Raw genomic sequence first — 17,800 nt, forward strand, 5'->3', positions numbered from 1 at the left:
CGCCGACAGCCCAGCAACTACGGCAGTCTTCACTTCGGCTCGAAGTGCTGGTAGTCGGGCTTGGCCCAGCCGGCGCCCCAGAAGTAGCCCTGGGCAACCAGAGCCTTGGTCGCGACACTGCTCGCGAAGAGCATGCCGGGACGCGACACCGAGCGGTTACGGTACGCGAGCCCGTTCGACGGGTACCAGACCCCGTTCGCGGCCAGGTACGGGTTCTCCACGGTGTTGATGTCGATCGCCCAGCCATAGGAGTGCGGCGAGAGCGAATACGGATCACCCGTGACCCGGCGGCAGTTGAACGCGGAGGTGTTGTCGGCCGCCATCGACTTGACGTCACTGCCCCCGAACACGTCCACCCGCCGCATCTGCCGGATCGGGAACTTGGATGCGAACGTCGAGGTCCACACCGTGATCATCTTCGACACCGCGGCGTCTCGCAGGATCAGCTCACCACGGTGCACCTTCCCGTCGAAGCCCCAGTAGTTCAGCTGGAGCAACCGCAGTGACGACGGCTTGACGGGGCACCCGGCCCGGTACGTATTCGGCACCATTGTGGCCGAGACGGCGTACACCTTGGGGTTCAGTGCGGCCTTGATCACGATCTTGGCGAGGCCGGAGTACTCCATCGCGGGCTGGCTGACGTAGCGGGTCAGCACGCGCACGGTTCGGGTGGACGGGACGTCGTCCGGGACCCGGAGCCGGAAGTTGCCCGCCGCATCCATCTTGGCGATGCTCAGCAGGCGCCACTTGCCGCTGCCGAGGTAGTCCTGCAGCGCGAGCTCCTTGCCCGGCTCGGCCGGCGTCATCCGGCCGGTGACCGACACACCGGTCAGGGTCGCGTACCAGGCCGCCGGGGTGTTGATCACGATCTTGCGGTCCTGGATCGGGACGGTCCGGTACGCCGAGATCGCGAGCGCCGTCGTGTCCTTCACCCCGATCATGGTCCGGAACGCCCAGGTCCCGGTGTACGCCGCGGTGTAGGTGAACTTGTAGACGCCACCGGCGGTGGTGCGGGTCGACCCGCGCAGCACCCACGCGCCCGGGACGCGCTGCCACAGCGTGATGTACGAGCCGGTGATCGGCTGGCTGATCTTCCCGGTGAACACCGTCGGCTTGTCCTCCCAGGAGGCAGCCGGCTGGTTCAGCGTGATGGACCACGCCGCAGTTGGTGTTGGCGTTGGTGTTGGTGTGGGCGTTGGCTCCTCAACCGGAGGAGGCGACGGCGTCACAACCTCAGCAGGCGGTGTCGCGGTCGGCTCGACAGCCGGAGTGGTCGGCTCGACGGCCGGAGTGGTGGGCTCGGCAGCCGGAGTCGTCGCCTCGGCGACTCCCGGCGTCACAGACGGATCATCAGCCGCCTGCGCGGAGCCGACCGGCACCACAACCCCCAGCAGCAGTACCGCAACCACCCCGATGGAACGCGACCTCATATGCATGTCTCCCCCTCCTTGGGTTCACCTACCCACATAAGAGGCAGTCACACAAGAAGACGTCACACCCACCGGGGAAGTTCTGTCACTCCTGCAGTCGTTTCACCGCTGCATCGATGCGTTCGTCGGTGCCGGTGAGGGCAACGCGGATGTGGCGGGCGCCGGCGGTCCCGTAGAAGGCTCCGGGGGCGACGAGGATGCCGAGGTCGGCCAGCGCCCCCACCGAGCCATAGGCGTCATACGACGGATGCGAGGCCCACAAGTACAGACCGCCGTTGGAGAGGGTGATGTCCCAGCCGGCGTCGGTCAGCGCCTCGCGGAGGACCGAGCGGCGGCGCAGGTAGCGAGCCCGCTGCTCCTCCACATGTACGTCGTCCGCGAAGGCGGCTGCCATGGCGGCCTGGATCGGCGACGGCACCATCAGTCCGGCGTGCTTGCGTACGGCGAGCAGCTCGGCAACAACCGTGGTGTCACCGGCAACAAACCCACCCCGGTACCCAGCGAGGTTGGACCGCTTGGACAGCGAGTGCACCGCGAGCAGGTTGTCGAAGCTGGGGCCGCACACGTCCGGATGCAGCACGGACACCGGCCGCTCGTCCCAGCCGAACTCGGTGTAGCACTCGTCGCTGACCAGCAGTACATCGTTCGCCCGCGCCCACTCGACCGCACGACGCAGATCGTCGGCAGAGGTGATCTCACCTGACGGGTTGCGCGGGGAGTTCAGGTAGGCCACCCGGACTCGGCCGTCGTACGTCGTCGGGTCCGCAACGGGCACGCTGTGAGCGCGAGCCAGCGCGGCACCGGCCTCGTACGTCGGGTACGCCAGGTCCGGGATGAGGACCGTGTCGCCGGCGCCGATGCCGAGCAGCGTCGGCAGCAGCATGATCAGCTCCTTGGTGCCGATCACCGGCAGTACGCCGGTCTGCGGGTCCACTCCGGTGACGTCGAGACGCCGCGCCATCCAGTCCACGGCCGCCTGCCGGGCGGACGCCGTACCGAGGGTGGTCGGGTACGACGGGGCGTCGGCCGCGTCGGCCAGGGCCTTCTTCACCAGGTCCGGCACCGGGTCCACCGGACTGCCGATGGACAGATCGACGATGCCGTCGGGATGCTCGGCCGCCTTCTGCTTGTAGGGGGCGAGCTTGTCCCATGGGAAGTCGGGCAACCGGCTGGAGGTCTCGAAGATCACCCCGACATTCTCCCTCGCCCGCCGGCCGCACCGACGCCGGGCGCTCACACCGCGAGAACTCCGTGAGAAATCAGCGAGAAATCAGCAGGGCCTGCCGGGGTCGACCTTGGCGAGGATCTGGTCAACCCGTCTACCTTTGGGTTGACGCATCAACCGGTGACCGAGAGTAGGACATGAACATCTTTCTGTGGATCGTCGCCGGGATCCTGGCCGCCTTCTTCCTCGCCGCCGGCGCGACCAGGCTGACCCAGAGCCGGCGCAAGCTGCTGGCGAACCCGAACATGCAGTGGGTCAGCACGGTCGGCGCGCACTGACCACCAGGTGGTGGAAAGCTTGATGCACGCCCGGTACGACAGCGAGGGGCGCGCGAAGGGGTGAGCGATGACGTACGACGTGGCTGTGGTGGGCGCCGGCGCGATGGGGTCGGCCGCGGCTCGTGCTTTGGCGGCGGCCGGGCGTGAGGTCGTCGTACTGGAGCAGTACACGCTCGGGCACGACCGCGGTGGATCACACGGTGGGACGCGCCTCTTCCGGCCGGCCGCCGACAACGCGGAGGTCGCACGGCTCACCCAGCAGGCGCGGCCGCTGTGGCGCGAACTGGAGGCGGACTCGGGCGAGACGCTCTTCGAGGTGACCGGTGGGATCGACCATGGTGTGGACGACGCGACGGTCGAGGCGTTCCGATCGTTGCATGCGGCAACCGGCGAGGTGCTCACGCCGGCAGCGGCGGCGGAGCGCTGGTCAGGGTTCCGGTTCGAGACACCGGTGCTGTATCAGCCCGGTTCGGGACGATTGTACGCCGATCGCACCGTCAAGGCACTGCAGTCGGTGGCGACACGGCTGGGCGCTGAGTTCCGAGTGCAGTCGCCGGTGCGGGCGTTGCGGGTCCACGACGAGCTGGTGGAGCTCGACGTACCGGGTGGTGCGGTGCGGGCGCGACAGGTGGTGGTGACGGCTGGCTCGTGGGCTCCGAAGCTGCTGAACGGGCTGGTGCCGTTGCCGGCGTTCACTGTGACGCAGGAGCAACCGCGTTTCTTCGCACCGGTGTCGGACAACCTGGAGTGGCCGAGCTTCGTGCACTCCGGTCCTTTCAGCTACGGGCTGTACGAGCCGGACTCTGGTGTGAAGGTCGGATTGCACGCCACCGGCCCAGTAGTCGATCCGGACACCCGTGACTTCGCGGTGGAGCCGGTGCGGGATGCCGAGCTGCTGCGGTACGTCGAGGACTGGTTCCCGGGTCTGGATGCGGGGAAGTCGACGGCGATCAGCTGTCTGTACGACAACACACCGTCGGACAACTTCGTCATCGACCGGGCCGGTCCCATCACGGTCGCGGTCGGGTTCTGCGGTCAGGGCTTCAAGTTCGTGCCGCTGATCGGCGCGTTCGTCCGCGATCTGGTGCTGGGCGAGGGCACGGTTCCGTCGCGGTTCCGGTTGGCCGGCCATGCTGCTCGCTGACCACCTGGCGAGCCTGCCGTTGGTGGACCACCACGTGCACGGCGTGGCGAAGGGTCCGCTCGACCGGGCCGGTTTCGAGCAGCTGATCACCGAGTCGGACCGTCCGGTCCCGCCGTGGATTTCGACGTTCGATTCCCAACTGGGCTTCGCGATCCGTAAGCACTGCGCTCCTCTGCTCGGACTCGAGCAGCACGCGTCGGCCGACGACTATCTGGCCGCACGCACGCAGCACGACGAGGCCTCACTGAGCCGGCTCTTCCTCAGCGCAGCCGGCGTTAGCGACTACCTGGTCGACACCGGCTACCTCGGCGACGCTGTGACCGGTGTGGACGAGCTGGCCAAGCTGAGTGGGGCCCGCGCGCACGAGGTGGTCCGGCTGGAGTCAGAGCTCGAGTACGTTGCCGCACACGAGTCCACCGTGGCCGCCGTACCGGATGCGCTGGCGCGACGGCTGGAAGAGCGGACTGCCGATGCGGTTGGGCTGAAGAGCATCGTGGCCTACCGCCATGGCTTCGACTTTGATCCAGCCGAGCCCGCTGCTGCAGAAGTCGCCACCGCTTTGGAGCGCTGGTACGCCGATGGGCCGGCGCGAGTCAGCGACCCGGTGCTCCTCCGCTGGCTGCTCTGGACCGGCGCACGCCGCGGTCTGCCGCTCCAACTGCACGTCGGCTTCGGAGACCCGGACCTGAACCTGCACAAGACCACTCCGCTGCTCCTGACCGAGTGGCTCCGCCTGGTCGAGCCACTGGGGACACAGGTCGTGCTGCTGCACTGCTATCCGTTCCACCGCGAGGCGGGCTACCTCGCACACGCCTTCCCACACGTGAGCTTCGACCTCGGCCTCACCACCATGTACGTCGGAGCCCGCGCGGCCGCCGTACTCGCGGAGGGTCTGGAGCTGGCGCCGTACGCCAAGCTGCTCTATTCCTCCGACGCGTGGGGTCCGGCCGAGCTGCACTTCCTCGGAGCCACGCTGTGGCGACGTGCGGTGGCGTCGGTGCTCGGCGGCTTCGTCGACCAAGGCGACTGGTCCGCCGAGGACGCCGTACGGGTTGCCGCGCTGTGGGGCCGGGACAACGCCCGGCGGCTCTACCAGCTGGACTAGAGGTAAAGGCCGGTCTGGCCGTCCTCGAGGCGGCCGGCCGCGACGGCGTGCAGGTCACGCTCGCGGAGCAGGATGTAGTCGTCGCCGCGGACCTCGACCTCGGCCCGGTCCTCCGGGTCGAACAGGACCCGGTCGTCGACCTCGACGGTGCGAACGTTGGCACCGATCGCGACCACCTTCGCCCAGGCGAGCCGGCGGCCCATCTGTGCGGTGGCCGGGATCAGGATGCCGGCCGACGACTTGCGCTCACCTTCGGCCTCGAGCGAGACCAGCACCCGGTCGTGCAGCATCCGGATCGGCAGCTTGTCGTCGGAGAGCCGCTTGCGAGAAGTCACCGGCGACCCACCAGCCGGCGGATCAGCAGCAGGACGGCGAGCACGCCGACCGCGGCGCCGCCGACCGCGACGATCTTCTGGGTGCGCAGCCGGCCGCTCTCGTCGAACACCTGGGCCTTGGCCTGCTCGACCTGCCGCAGGGCGACATTCTTCGGGTTCGCGCGGTCGACCAGCTCGTCCACGGTCGAGGCCAAGCGCGCCCGGGTGGCGGCGATATCCGCCTCGATCTGCTCGGCGGTCCGAGCCTTCGCGGTCCCAGCCTTCGTGTCCGACACTTGTCGGCGCTCCCTTCTTTCGTCCGGGCCTGCCCCGGGATGGCCGGGGCTGCCCTGCGTAGTCCCATCCTCGCAGGTCATCGCCGCAAGTCCACGACCACCTTGATGTCGTCCGGCTCACGGACCAGCGCCGACGGCCAGTCCGACAGCGGCACGGTCCGCGTGATCAGCCGCTCGAGCCAGGACCGGTCGGCCGCGACCAGCACGTCCACGGCGTCCGCGTAGTGGCGCTTGGCCGCATTCACCGACCCCACCAGCACCGCGTTGCGAACCACCAACTGCCGGATCAGCGCATCGAGTTGTACGTCGATCGATGCCGGACCGGGCGCGATCCCGGTGAGGCACATGACCCCGGCCCACCCGAGCAGCTTCGCGCAGTCGAACACGACCCGCCCTGCCCCGGTCGCCTCGATCACCACGTCGGGTACGACGGTCAGGTCGTTCAGGTCGGTCAGATACGTCCCACCGAGTGCCCGCACCAGCTCCGGTTTCGGCCCGTCCACGACCCGGTCCAGGACATGTACGTCGTATCCGCGTTGCGTTGCGATCAGTGCGGCCAGCAACCCGATCGGTCCGGCGCCGGTGACGAGCACATGCTTCGGCCCGAACCACGACCGCGCGCCGACCTGGTCCACCTGCTCCCAGGCCTTGGTGAGGATGCTGGCCGGCTCCACGAGTACGCCGAGGTGCCCGAGCTCACTGGGGACGGGTACGGCGAAGTACGGGTCCACGCGCCATCGCTCAGCGCCGTACCCGTCCATCTCTTTGATGCCGCGCTCGGTGTACAACCCGTTGCGGCAGAAGTCCCACTCGCCGCGCGCACAGGCCGGACAGGGCTCCGGGTCGGGCCTGCGGACCACACCGGCGACCAGGTCTCCCGCGTTGAAGCCGGAGCCCTCCGGTGCCTCCAGCACTCGCCCCAGCGACTCGTGGCCGATGACGAGGTGGTCGGAGCTCGGCCTGCCGCTGCCGAACGCTCCGGACACCAGTTCGATGTCGGTCCCGCAGATGCCAGTGAACAGCCCCTCCACGAGGACCGCTCCATCACCGGCGGGCGGCTCCCCTATTGCTCCTACCCTGGCCGAGTCGGCTTTCCCCGGCGTGACTGTCATGGCCCGCATGCGCTCAGGCTAGCGGGGGCGCCGCACGTACCATTGCGGGCAGTTGATCCGATCCCCCGTGGAGGGCCTGATGTCCGAACGTCTGTCGGCCGGCGACACCGCACCCGACTTCACCCTTCCCGATGCCGACGGCAACGAGGTGGCGCTGAAGGATCTGCGCGGGAAGAACGTGATCGTCTACTTCTACCCGGCCGCGATGACGCCGGGCTGCACCAAGCAGGCCTGCGACTTCCGCGACTCGCTCGACTCGCTGCAGGCCGCCGGGTACGCCGTCCTCGGGATCTCCCCGGACAAGCCGGCCAAGCTGGCCAAGTTCCGCGAGCGGGACGGCGTCACGTTCCCGCTGCTGAGCGACCCGGACAAGGATGTCCTGACCGCGTACGGCGCGTTCGGCGAGAAGACGATGTACGGCAAGAAGGTCACCGGCGTGATCCGGTCCACCTTCGTCGTGGACCCCGAGGGCAAGATCGCGCTGGCGCAGTACAACGTGAAGGCCACCGGGCACGTCGCCAAGCTCCGGCGGGACCTCGGCCTCTGAGCCGGAGGCAGTGAAAGACAGCCTTGCCAGGACCTGCCGTGGAGGGAAACCTTCGACCGTTTCACGTGGCTGGTCCATGGAACGGTCGTTTGACCAAAAGTCTTGATGTGATTTGGATCACACCGAGATCTCACCAGTCCGGAGCCGAGACGCTACCGTCCGTGAGTTTTACAGCGTTCCTGTGAAAGAGCGGTACTCCCCGGACGACCGGCGTCCAGCCCACGGTGTGTCAAGAACCGTCGCGACCTTCGCCGTGACCAGCCGAAAGCGGGTAATCTGCGCGCGCAGTCAGCCTCTGGGAGGGAGGGACCTGCCGCGATGGGAAAACATTCCTCTGCGGTGACGCGAAGTAACAACAACCGCCGTTCGGTGTACATCACCGCGGTCGGGCTACTGGTGCTGTCGTTGGGCGCCGTGTTTGTGGTTCGCTCCTTCGGATCCGAGTCGGGAGCCGACGGTTTCCTCGGCGGCAGCAAGTCGTGTGACGACCCGACGCAGATCCAGTTGAGCACCACGCCCGAGATGCAGTCCTCGCTCGAAGCAGCGGCCAAGTCGCTGGCGAGCAAGGGCGGTCAGGACGGTACTCCGTGTCTGCAGTTCACCATCACCGCGGCTCCCTCGGCGAAGGTCGCCCAGGACGTCGCCAAGGGCAGCGACAACCGGCCCGACCTGTGGGTCCCGGACTCCTCACTATGGGTCGCCCAGGCCGATGACGGGGACAGCGTTCCGAAGATCGTCGTACCGTCGATCGCGACCTCCCCGCTGGTGCTGGTCGGGCGGAACTCGAACTTCGCCGACACCTCGTCCTGGCTGCGCAGCCTCGGCACGGACGGCGTCGAGCCGGCCCTGCTGGACCCGCTGAACACCTCCACCGGCGCGCTCACGCTGCTCGCGATCCAGTCGGAGCGGCAGAAGACCTCGGCGTCCGAGACCGCGGTGAGCGGGCTGATCGTGCCGCTGGCGCAGCACCTCGGCTCGATGGCCAAGCCGTACACCGACGTCAGCTCGCTGTTCGGCCGCGCCGCGGCGGACGGCAGCCAGGTCGTCGTACCGGCGTCGGAGCAGAGCTTCGTGAAGTACCAGGAGGAGCACCCTGACGCGCAGCTCAAGGCGGTCGTTCCGGCCACCGGCACGCTGTACCTGGACTACCCGATCGCGGTCACGGCGAAGTCCGACACCGACCAGGCCATCTCGGCTGCCAACGCGCTGGCCGGTGAGATGCTCTCCGACGCCTACGGGCAGGCCCGCGACGACGCCGGCTTCCGCGACGGGTCGATGAGCGCGCTCAGCGGCGGCCGTGGCGTCGGCGACGCCAGTCAGCTGAGCAAGCCGACCGCCGAGGCGGTCGACAAGACGCTGCTGAACTGGACCCGGCTCTCCCTGTCCACCCACTCGCTCGCGGTGATCGACATCTCCGGCTCGATGGGCGACAAGGTCGGCGGCAAGACCCGGATGCAGCTGACCATCGAGGCGGCCACCGGCGGCCTGGCCCTGTTCCCGAACAGCGCCTCGCTCGGCCTGTGGACGTTCTCGACCAAGATCGGCACGGACGGCAGCAGCGACTACAAGGAACTGGTCCCGATCGCCCCACTGTCGGACCGGCAGCGGCAGAAGATCGTCGGCCAGCTGAAGGTCCAGAAGCCGGTCCCGAACGGCGGCACCGGTCTGTACGACACCGCGATCGCGGCGGTCCGCGCGGTCCGGAACCAGTACGTCTCCACCGCGGTCAACTCGATCCTGCTGTTCACCGACGGCAAGAACGACGACCCGGGCAGCCCGACGCTGCAGGAGACCGTGAAGACGCTCGAAGGCATGAAGGACCCGTCCAAGCCGATCCGCATCATTGCCCTCGGCATGGGCCCCGACGCCAACCCGGACGAGCTCCGCACCCTGGCCGCGGCCACCGGCGGCCAGTCGTACGTCGCCCGCAACCCCAGCGACCTCCGCCAGGTGTTCATCGACGCCCTGCAAAGCCGCTGAACGGAGCCGCCTCCCCTAGGATGTCTGTCCGAGGGGAGGCGGCTCCCCCGGCCAGAGTGGTGGAACGGCAGACACGCCGGCTTTAGGTGCCGGTGCCCCCGGGCGTGCGGGTTCAAATCCCGCCTCTGGCACGTAGTTCGAGCTACCTCACCGCACCTGGCCGTTGTCGAAGTAGTTGATCAGGGTGGGGTCGAGCGGCGGGATGTCCATCGGAGTCCCGTTCGAGCGCAGCGACATCGTTGCCGCGTACCCGGCCGCGACCGCGGCGCGGGCGGCGACCGGGGACGTGAGCGTCGTCCCACCGTCCCGGACGAACCGGACGAACTCGGCCACCAGGTGCGGGTCGGCGCCGCCGTGGTGGTCGGACTCGCCGGAGATCTCGACCACCTGGTCGGCATCCTCGCGGTACCCGGACCGGCGGCTGTTCCAGACCTTCACCACGCCGCCGGCGGTGTCACCGAAGTTCTCCAGCCGGCCGTGGGTGCCGATCACGGTGTAGTTGCGCCAGTAGTCCGGCGTGTAGTGGCACTGCTCGTAGGTCATCAGTACGCCGTTGTCCAGCAGGAGATTCGCCGTCGAGAGGTCCTCGACGTCCATCACCGGCGCCAGACCCTTCTGCTCCAGCGGCGGCCAGTTGGACTCGGACACGAAGTCCTTGAACCGCTCCCCGGACCGGTCGAGCCGGTCCTCGATCCCGCCGTACAGGGTGAGCGCGCCCATCGCGTTCACCCGGGTCGTGTAGCCGCCGGCCAGCCAGTGCATCACATCGATGTCATGGGCACCTTTCTGCAGCAGCAGTCCGGTGGTACGACGGCGATCGGCGTGCCAGTCCTTGAAGTAGAAGTCGCCGCCGTGGCCGACGAAGTGCCGGCACCAGATCGCCTTCACGTCGCCGATCGCGCCGGCCTGGATCAGCTCGCGCATGGTCAGGACGACGGGCATGTGCCGCATGTTGTGCCCGACGTACAGCCGGGCGCCGGAGTCGTACGCCGCCTGCAGCACCCGGTCACACCCCTCCGTGGTGATCGCCAGGGGCTTCTCCACGAAGACCGGAACGCCGGCCCGGAGGAAGTCGATCGCCGGCTGCTCGTGCAGGTCGTCCGGCGTGGTCAGGAAGACCCCGTCGAGCTTCTGGTCGAGCAGTTCGGCGTGGTCGCCGTACGCGGTCGCGTCCGGGTAGCGCTCGAGGGCCAGGTCCCGCTGGGCCGCGACCGGGTCGCAGACGGCGACGATCGCGGAGCCCTCGCCGGGCTTGTGGGCGTACTGCGCGAGGCGGCTGCGGGCACCGAGACCCACCAGACCAAACCGAAGATCACTCATCAGCTAGCAACTCCTGCACATAGTTGTTTGTAACAGCCTAACTCCGAGCATTTCTGCCACTCAATGGTGATCTTGCCCTCGAGCCTGGTCCCCAATGCTCGGTTGGTGTTGACATGACGGCAACCTCGGTCTCACCGGGACCTCGCTCCGTGCCGACACCATGGCGGAATGTGAGCCTCCACTACGTGGCACTGGGGGACTCGACCACCGTGGGTGTCGGGGACCCGATGAACGGCAGTACGACCGACCTCTCCGGTGCCGGCGCGCGCCCAGGCGTTGGGTGGCGGGGCTGGGCCTCGCTGCTCGCCGACTCCCTGGCCAGCTCCCACCGTGTGACGTTCTCCAACTTTGCGACCAGCGGCGCCACCGTCCCTGCTGTGGCGACCGACCAACTGCCCGAGGCTGTGTCCACCGGTCCGATCGACATCGCTTCGCTCATCGTCGGGGTCAACGACACCCTGCGATCCACCTTCGACGCGGGCCGGATCCGCGACTGCCTGTACCTGTGCGCCGAGGAACTGACCGCCCGCGGCGCGCTGCTGCTCACCGTCCGGTTCCACGACCACGGCCAGGTGTTCGGCCTGCCGGTGTGGCTGCGCCGGCCGCTGTGGCAGCGGATCGAGCAGGTCAACCTCGCGTACGACGACCTGCACGCGACGTTCGGCGGGATCCGGCTGGACATGGCCGACTACCCGGAGGTGTACCGCCGGGACTTCTGGAGCATCGACCGGCTGCACCCGGGCGAACGCGGCCACCGCACACTGGCCCGGGCGTTCGCCGACGAACTCGCCCGGCGTGGGCTGCAGATCGACGTGCGCCCGGAGCTGGCCTGCGCGTACCGGCCGCCGAGCAGGTGGGCGGACGCGTTGTGGCTGGTCCGGGAGGGCGTCCCGTGGCTCGGTCGGCGCGCCCACGACCTGGTGCCGTGGGCGGCCCGGATGGCCGTGACCCAGTTCCATCCGTCCCCCGGCCCGCTGGCGCTTCCGCCGTCCACCGGTTCGGAGGTGCGGCGCCTGGAGGCATAGGGTCTGCAGCATGGCGCGTATCGATGGACGTAGTGCGGATCAGCTCCGGCCCGTGACCCTGACCCGGAACTGGCTCGACCACGCCGAGGGCTCGGTGCTGGTCGAGTTCGGGCGGACCCGGGTGCTGTGCGCGGCGAGCGTGACCGAGGGCGTGCCGCGGTGGCGGAAGGGCTCCGGGCTCGGCTGGGTCAGCGCGGAGTACGCGATGCTGCCGCGGGCGACCAACACCCGCTCGGATCGCGAGTCGGTGAAGGGCCGGATCGGCGGCCGGACGCACGAGATCTCCCGGCTGATCGGCCGCTCCTTGCGCGCCGTGATCGACTACAAGGCACTTGGCGAGAACACGATCCTGCTCGACTGCGACGTACTGCAGGCCGATGGCGGCACGCGGACCGCGGCGATCACCGGCGCGTACGTCGCCCTCGCGGACGCGGTGTCGTTCCTGCGCGAGCGCAAGCTGCTGAAGAGCGAGCCGCTGACCGGCACGGTGTCCGCGGTCTCGGTCGGCATCATCGACGGCGCCCCGATGCTCGACCTCTGCTACGAGGAGGACGTCCGGGCCGAGACGGACATGAACCTGGTGATCACCGGCGAGGGCAAGTTCATCGAGGTGCAGGGCACGGCCGAGGGCGCGCCGTTCGACCGCGCCGAGCTGGACAGCCTGCTCGAGCTCGGTACGGCGGGATGCGCGGAGCTGACGAAGCTGCAGCAGGAGGCGCTGTCGTGAGTCGGGTCCTGCTCGCCTCGAACAACAAGAAGAAACTCGAGGAACTGCGGCGGATCCTGACCCCGATCGTTCCCGGGATCGAGGTGCTCGGGTTGGGCGACGTACCGCCGTACGACGAGCCCGCCGAGACCGAGCCGACGTTCGAGGGCAACGCGTTGCTGAAGGCGCATGCGGCGCTCGCGGCGACCGGGCTGCCGTCGATCGCCGACGACAGCGGCATCTGTGTCGACGCGCTGAACGGGATGCCCGGCGTACTCTCGGCGCGCTGGTCCGGACCGGCCAAGGACAACCACGCGAACAACCTGCTGCTGCTCGGCCAGCTGGAGGACGTGCCGGACGAGCGGCGTGGTGCGTCGTTCATCGCCGCGGTCGCCTTCGTCCGGCCTGACAGTTCCGACGAACTGGTGCTCGGCGAGATGCGCGGCTCGGTGATCCGCGAACTACGCGGCACCGGCGGTTTCGGGTACGACGTCCTGTTCCAGGCGGAGGGGTACGACCGGACCACCGCGGAGCTGTCGATCGAGGAGAAGGACGCGATCAGCCACCGGGGCAAGGCGCTGCGAGCCCTGGCCCCGATCGTCGCGAAGGCGCTGGGAGGCTAGCCGATGTTGTTCGCCGGATCGGATCGCGACGGGGTCGCGAATGGGAAGATCACCGTCGCGTACCGGCGGTGGGCCGAGGCCCGCGTGGTCGAGGGGCGGATCTACCGCACCAACGCCGGCCGGATCGAGATCGACAGCGTGCGCCAGGTGAACCCGGACCTGATCGCCGACACCGACGCCGAGGTCGAGGCCGCGGACCGCCGCAACGCCAAGGACGTCCGCCGCCGCCTCCGCGGCGAGGACTCGCATCCGACCTTCCTGATCAGGTTCCACCTGGTCGAGGGCCCGGACCCGCGCGAGGAGCTGGCCGCCCAGGCCGACCTCTCCGCCGACGACCTCGCGGAGCTGACCGCCCGCCTGACCCGCTTCGACGAAGGCCACCAGGGTCCCTGGACCACCGAGACCCTCCGCCTGATCCAGTCCAAGCCCGCCACCCGCGCCGCCGACCTCGCCGCCTCCCTCAACCGCGAAACGGCCCCCTTCAAACTCGACGTCCGCAAACTCAAGAACCTAGGCCTCACCTACAGCCTCGAAACCGGCTACGAACTAACCCCCCGCGGAACCGCCTACCTCAAGACCCTGACCGCCTGACGGTCAGCTGGTCCCCGAACGGGAGGCCGGCGGCCAGGTGGGCGAAGGCTTTGTCGATGGTGGCGAGGTAGTCGGGGAGGGGGGACTCGGCGGCTAGTTCGTAGGTGGCCATGACGACGCCGACGACGGCGCCGGCCCAGGCTCGGACGGCGAAGTCGTCGGGGGAACGGCCGGTGCGTTCGGCGGCGAGGGCGGCCAGGAGGTCGATGCCGGCGTAGAGCTGGTCGAGCATGCGGACGCGGAGTTCGGGGGCGTTCATGATCAGGCGCTGGCGTTCGGACTCCAGGTCCCACTCGTCGTCGGTGAGGGTGTCCATGCTCTGCCGGATCGTCGCGCGGAGTGCCTCGGTCGGGCCGAGGCCGGGCGGCTGCGCGCGGAACAGCTCGATCATCAGCGGATCGAGCCGGTCGAGGACGATCGTGTCCTCCTTGGTCGCGAAGTACCGGAAGAACGTCGCCGGCGACACCTCCGCCGCGGCCGCGATCTCCTGCACGGTCGTCTCGGCGTACCCCTGGTCGCGGAACAGCCGGAGCGCGTGCTCCTGGATGGCCGCCCGGGTCTTGGCCTTCTTGCGCTCGCGCAGCCCAGGCGGCTTTTCCATCGTCATACCCCGATTGTGGCAACTTCCGCCGGCTCCGGCGCCGCAATCCCGGTACGGCGTGGCAGGAAGGCCACCGTGAGGACCAGCCCGAGGGCGGCGACCGCGCAGCACGCCCACAGGGTGGCGTTCATCCCGTGCACGAAGGCCTCGCGGGCCGAATGCACAAGACCTGGCGAACCGATCGCGACCGCACCGGAGGCGCTGTCGCGAGCCGCGCCCGCGACAGCGGGCGGAAGCCCGGTCACGTCGAGCCGGTCCCGGTACGCCGAGTTGAGGACGGTACCGAGGATCGCGACACCGATCGTGCCGCCGACCTGACGCAGGGCCTGGATCAGCCCTGAACCGGATCCACTCCGCTCCACGGTCAGGGCCCCGAGCGCCAGGTCCATCACTGGCGGCAAGGTGAACCCGATGCTCAACCCGACCAGGCTCACCCAGATCGCCGTGTAGCCATAGCCGGTGCCGACACCGGTGAACGTGCCCAGCGCCAGACCGGCCAGCATCAGCACGAATCCGGCCGCAACTGTCACCCGCGGCCCCGCCTTCGCGTTGAGCCGCTCGGCCACCTTGGCTCCGACCAGCAGCCCACCGATGATCGGCAGCAGCCGCAATCCGGTGTGCAGCGCATCAGCAGCCTGCACGGCCTGGAAGAGCTGCGGCAGCACGAACAGCAGCCCCATCAACGCGAACGACGCGAGGGTCGCGAGCACTGTGCCCCACAGGAACGGGCGCGACGCGAACAACCCGAGATCCACCAACGGATCCCGCGTCCGCCTCTGCCAGGCGACGAACACCGCCAGCAGGATCGCACCACCCGCGATGCACCCGAGCGTCACGGCATCACCCCAGCCACGCTCGCCTGCCGCGACGAATCCGTACGTCACCGACACCAGCCCCGCCGCGGACAGCAGGATCCCCGGTACGTCGATCCGTCCGGTCCGGTGACCGCGCGTCGCCGGGATCAGCAAAGCGACCGCCACCAGGCCGACAGCGACGAGCGGCACATTGATCAGGAACACCGATCCCCACCGGTAGTTGTCCAGCAACCAGCCGCCGAGCACCGGTCCGAGCGGAATGCCGAGCGAGTTCGCCATCACCCAGATCGTCATCGCGCGGGCGCGCTCCCCCGGCGCGAACAGCACGTTCAGCAGCGACATCGAGAGCGGGATCAGGAACGCCGCCCCGACACCGAGCAGAGCACGGAACGCGATCAGCTGTCCCGGCGACGACGCGAACGCACAGGCCGCCGACGCGCCTCCGAACACCACCAGCGCCCCGAGCAGCAACCACTTCTGCCCGAACCGGTCGCCGAGCAGCCCGGCCGGCAGCAGGAGCGCCGCGAGTACGAGGGTGTAGGCGTTCGCGAACCACTGCAACTGGCTGGTCGACGCTTGGAGCTCGGTCGCCAGCGTCGGCAGCGCGACGTTCAGCACGGTCAGATCCAGCCCGACGACGAGCAGGCTGACCGACATCGCACCCAGCGCCCACCAACGGCGCGGATCGAGCGTGACTGCGGTCATGACGAAACACCTTTCTGAGATCAACTCTAAATTGAGAGTAGATCTCAGAATCAAGGTTTGTCTACCGCACCGTCGCCCGCAACACCTCCCGGACCAGGTCGGAGGTCGTCGTACCAGTGGCTGCGGTCCACAACCGAACGCCGTCAGATGTCGAAAACGGCATGCGGGGTGGCGATCTCGACGGGGCCTGGGTAGGTGCGCCGGGCGTGCTCTGCTTGGGTGGCCCGGTCGTACCACGGTGGGACGTGGGTGATGACGAGCCGGCTGACGCCGGCCTTCTTGGCCTGCTCGCCGGCGTCCGCGGGGGTCAGATGCAGGTTGGTCGGGTTGCGCGGATCGTTGTCCGGCAAGGCGGCCTCGGACAGCAGCAGGTCGGCGCCGCGGGCGAGGTCGACAAGCGCCTCGTTCGGGCCGGTGTCGCCCGTGTAGACGAGCGATTTGTTGCCATGCTCAACCCGGATCGCGTACGCCGGGACCGGGTGCACCATCGGCGCGGTCCGGACGGTGAAGGGGCCGATGGCCTGAACATCCTGCCAGGCATGGAATTCCAGCTCCTCCTCCATCCCCGGCTCGGTCGGCAGGTCGTAGGCCAGCGCCATCCGGCCCGCCGTACCGGGTGGGCCGAAGACCGGGATCCGCGGGATCGGCGCGCCCGGCGCGTACTTGGCCGCGACGTACAGACCGCACAGGTCCATGCAGTGGTCAGGATGCAAGTGAGACAGGCCGACCGCGCCGATCTCCGGAACGGCGACATGCCGCTGGAGCGAGCCGAGCGAGCCACTGCCGAGGTCGAGGATCAGGTGGAAACCCTCGGCGGTGACCAGGTAGCTCGAGGCAGCCGAGTCAGGCCCGGGGACGGACCCGGAGCAACCGATCACGGTGAGCTTCATACCTGGAACATTACCGGCGGGTTGCCGCCTTCGCAGACCAGCCGGTGGCGTCGATCCGACGGCCAGGCAGCGATTCCGCGCCGGGCACCGCCGGATCCGGTGCCGTGGACAACATCCGGTGCGACCCCCGTCACATCCGCGACGGCGAGTCGTCCGGGCGCGCTGCGCCTACCGGACCCAGGCGAACTGGTCGACATCGGCGAGGACCGGGCCGAGGAAGCGGGAGCCGATCGCGGCGAACTCGTCCGGGCTGCCGGTGGTGACGAAGCGGTGCCGCGGCTCGGGCAGGTGGTCCGGGCGGAGCAGCCCGGTCTTGGTCAGGACGCCGTACACGTCCTTGGCGCACTCCTCGGCGCTGCTGACCAGGGTGACGTTGTCGCCCATGACGTACGAGATCACGCCGGTCAGGAGCGGGTAGTGCGTACAGCCGAGGATGAGTGTGTCCACGCCGGCCTCGACCAACGGGTCGAGGTACTCGTGGGCCGCCTTGAGCAGCTCCGGTCCGGACGTCACGCCCGACTCGACGAAGTCGACGAACTTCGGGCAGGCCCGGGTGAACAGCTCGACCTGCGGCGCGGCGGCGAACCCGTCCTCGTAGGCGAGCGACTGCGCGGTCGCCCGGGTGCAGATCACGCCGACGCGCTGGTTGCGGGTCGCGGCGACGGCGCGGCGGGCGGCCGGGAGGATCACTTCCACGACGGGTACGTCGTACCGCTCACGGGCGTCGCGGAGCATCGCGGCGCTGGCCGAGTTGCAGGCGATGACGAGCATCTTCACGCCGGCGTCGACCAGGTGGTCGAGGCACTCGAGCGCGTACTCGCGGACCTCGGCGATGGGCTTGGGTCCGTACGGCTGGCGGGCGGTGTCGCCGAGGTAGAGGATCGGTTCGTGCGGCAACTGGTCGAGCACCGCGCGGGCGACGGTGAGACCGCCGAAGCCTGAGTCGAAGATCCCCACCGGTGCGTCTGCCACAGGGGAAGCTTATACAGGTCCGCTCGCGGGCAGTTCTCAAGTCAGCCTTACCTAACAAGGCGATCCGACACGCCGGACTTATCCACATCTTTACTCCGCGGAATTGCCTTTTCGCGTGATG

Annotated in this window: 19 protein-coding genes and 1 tRNA gene; 10 read left to right on the top strand and 10 right to left on the bottom strand. The window is 68.9% G+C overall.

The window, feature by feature from the left end; translation table 11 throughout:
• Window positions 1-29: 29 nt before the first annotated feature.
• Both ACXC9Q_RS39480 and dapC read right to left on the bottom strand, forming a co-directional pair.
• Complete coding sequence (locus tag ACXC9Q_RS39480) at window positions 30-1,430, bottom strand: M15 family metallopeptidase (protein WP_457061960.1); 1,401 nt, start codon at window positions 1,428-1,430, stop codon at window positions 30-32.
• 85 nt (window positions 1,431-1,515) lie between these two features.
• Entirely contained in the window at window positions 1,516-2,616 is a 1,101-nt protein-coding gene (dapC, locus tag ACXC9Q_RS39485) for a succinyldiaminopimelate transaminase (protein ID WP_457061991.1), read from the bottom strand.
• A gap of 176 nt (window positions 2,617-2,792) precedes the next feature.
• Between dapC and ACXC9Q_RS39490 the strand changes: the two genes are divergently transcribed.
• From ACXC9Q_RS39490 to ACXC9Q_RS39500, 3 genes are all read left to right on the top strand, one after another.
• Window positions 2,793-2,933: a hypothetical protein gene (locus ACXC9Q_RS39490; protein ID WP_457061962.1), complete on the top strand. Its 141-nt coding sequence runs from the start codon at window positions 2,793-2,795 to the stop codon at window positions 2,931-2,933.
• Between the two features lie 67 nt (window positions 2,934-3,000).
• A complete protein-coding gene (locus ACXC9Q_RS39495; RefSeq protein WP_457061963.1) occupies window positions 3,001-4,077 on the top strand; it encodes an FAD-dependent oxidoreductase in 1,077 nt (358 codons plus the stop codon).
• Window positions 4,064-5,182 (top strand): amidohydrolase family protein, encoded by a 1,119-nt coding sequence (locus tag ACXC9Q_RS39500; RefSeq protein WP_457061964.1) that lies wholly within the window; start codon window positions 4,064-4,066, stop codon window positions 5,180-5,182. Before ACXC9Q_RS39495 ends, ACXC9Q_RS39500 begins: the two co-directional genes overlap by 14 nt.
• Here ACXC9Q_RS39500 and ACXC9Q_RS39505 read toward each other — a convergent pair.
• From ACXC9Q_RS39505 to ACXC9Q_RS39515, 3 genes are all read right to left on the bottom strand, one after another.
• A complete protein-coding gene (locus tag ACXC9Q_RS39505) occupies window positions 5,179-5,517 on the bottom strand; it encodes a GroES family chaperonin (protein ID WP_442914097.1) in 339 nt (112 codons plus the stop codon). The two genes, ACXC9Q_RS39500 and ACXC9Q_RS39505, sit on opposite strands and share 4 nt — an antisense overlap.
• On the bottom strand, window positions 5,514-5,792 hold the full coding sequence (locus ACXC9Q_RS39510; RefSeq protein WP_457061965.1) for a DUF3618 domain-containing protein: 279 nt from the start codon (window positions 5,790-5,792) through the stop codon (window positions 5,514-5,516). Before ACXC9Q_RS39510 ends, ACXC9Q_RS39505 begins: the two co-directional genes overlap by 4 nt.
• A gap of 77 nt (window positions 5,793-5,869) precedes the next feature.
• Complete coding sequence (locus tag ACXC9Q_RS39515; protein ID WP_457061967.1) at window positions 5,870-6,913, bottom strand: glucose 1-dehydrogenase; 1,044 nt, start codon at window positions 6,911-6,913, stop codon at window positions 5,870-5,872.
• Between the two features lie 70 nt (window positions 6,914-6,983).
• Here ACXC9Q_RS39515 and bcp point away from each other — a divergent pair, with 70 nt between their 5' ends.
• The 3 genes from bcp (at window position 6,984) to ACXC9Q_RS39530 (ending at window position 9,562) form a co-directional block, all read left to right on the top strand.
• Window positions 6,984-7,451 carry a thioredoxin-dependent thiol peroxidase gene (gene bcp, locus ACXC9Q_RS39520; protein WP_328523348.1) on the top strand — a complete coding sequence of 156 codons (468 nt, stop codon included), beginning with the start codon at window positions 6,984-6,986 and terminating at the stop codon, window positions 7,449-7,451.
• A gap of 339 nt (window positions 7,452-7,790) precedes the next feature.
• Window positions 7,791-9,431, top strand: a complete 1,641-nt coding sequence (locus ACXC9Q_RS39525; protein ID WP_457061968.1) for a substrate-binding and VWA domain-containing protein — start codon at window positions 7,791-7,793, stop codon at window positions 9,429-9,431.
• A 50-nt stretch (window positions 9,432-9,481) separates the two neighbouring features.
• Window positions 9,482-9,562, top strand: a tRNA-Leu gene (locus ACXC9Q_RS39530).
• 16 nt (window positions 9,563-9,578) lie between these two features.
• Here the strand turns inward: ACXC9Q_RS39530 and ACXC9Q_RS39535 are convergent.
• Complete coding sequence (locus ACXC9Q_RS39535) at window positions 9,579-10,751, bottom strand: Gfo/Idh/MocA family protein (protein ID WP_457061969.1); 1,173 nt, start codon at window positions 10,749-10,751, stop codon at window positions 9,579-9,581.
• Window positions 10,752-10,921: 170 nt separating this feature from the next.
• On the opposite strand from ACXC9Q_RS39535, the gene ACXC9Q_RS39540 reads away from it, so the two are divergent.
• From ACXC9Q_RS39540 to ACXC9Q_RS39555, 4 genes are read left to right on the top strand one after another with little or no spacing between them, the layout of a single operon-like run.
• The gene (locus ACXC9Q_RS39540) at window positions 10,922-11,776 is read left to right on the top strand and encodes an SGNH/GDSL hydrolase family protein (RefSeq protein ID WP_457061970.1); all 855 of its coding nucleotides are present in this window, start codon (window positions 10,922-10,924) and stop codon (window positions 11,774-11,776) included.
• A gap of 10 nt (window positions 11,777-11,786) precedes the next feature.
• Window positions 11,787-12,503: a ribonuclease PH gene (gene rph, locus ACXC9Q_RS39545; RefSeq protein WP_457061971.1), complete on the top strand. Its 717-nt coding sequence runs from the start codon at window positions 11,787-11,789 to the stop codon at window positions 12,501-12,503.
• The gene (gene rdgB / locus ACXC9Q_RS39550) at window positions 12,500-13,105 is read left to right on the top strand and encodes an RdgB/HAM1 family non-canonical purine NTP pyrophosphatase (protein WP_328523354.1); all 606 of its coding nucleotides are present in this window, start codon (window positions 12,500-12,502) and stop codon (window positions 13,103-13,105) included. The genes rph and rdgB overlap by 4 nt, the downstream gene beginning before the upstream one ends.
• Before the next feature lie 3 nt (window positions 13,106-13,108).
• Window positions 13,109-13,696 (top strand): hypothetical protein, encoded by a 588-nt coding sequence (locus tag ACXC9Q_RS39555; RefSeq protein ID WP_457061973.1) that lies wholly within the window; start codon window positions 13,109-13,111, stop codon window positions 13,694-13,696.
• Here the strand turns inward: ACXC9Q_RS39555 and ACXC9Q_RS39560 are convergent.
• The 4 genes from ACXC9Q_RS39560 to murI all read right to left on the bottom strand — a co-directional run bounded on the left by ACXC9Q_RS39560 (window position 13,677) and on the right by murI (window position 17,679).
• Window positions 13,677-14,303: an acyl-CoA-like ligand-binding transcription factor gene (locus tag ACXC9Q_RS39560; RefSeq protein ID WP_457061974.1), complete on the bottom strand. Its 627-nt coding sequence runs from the start codon at window positions 14,301-14,303 to the stop codon at window positions 13,677-13,679. The genes ACXC9Q_RS39555 and ACXC9Q_RS39560 overlap by 20 nt on opposite strands.
• Window positions 14,300-15,817: a DHA2 family efflux MFS transporter permease subunit gene (locus ACXC9Q_RS39565; RefSeq protein WP_457061975.1), complete on the bottom strand. Its 1,518-nt coding sequence runs from the start codon at window positions 15,815-15,817 to the stop codon at window positions 14,300-14,302. The genes ACXC9Q_RS39560 and ACXC9Q_RS39565 overlap by 4 nt, the downstream gene beginning before the upstream one ends.
• Window positions 15,818-15,960: 143 nt before the next feature.
• Window positions 15,961-16,707 (bottom strand): MBL fold metallo-hydrolase, encoded by a 747-nt coding sequence (locus tag ACXC9Q_RS39570; RefSeq protein ID WP_457061976.1) that lies wholly within the window; start codon window positions 16,705-16,707, stop codon window positions 15,961-15,963.
• A 168-nt stretch (window positions 16,708-16,875) separates the two neighbouring features.
• On the bottom strand, window positions 16,876-17,679 hold the full coding sequence (murI, locus tag ACXC9Q_RS39575) for a glutamate racemase (protein WP_457061977.1): 804 nt from the start codon (window positions 17,677-17,679) through the stop codon (window positions 16,876-16,878).
• Window positions 17,680-17,800: the final 121 nt, after the last annotated feature.

The sequence above is a fragment of the Kribbella sp. CWNU-51 genome (assembly GCF_054073265.1).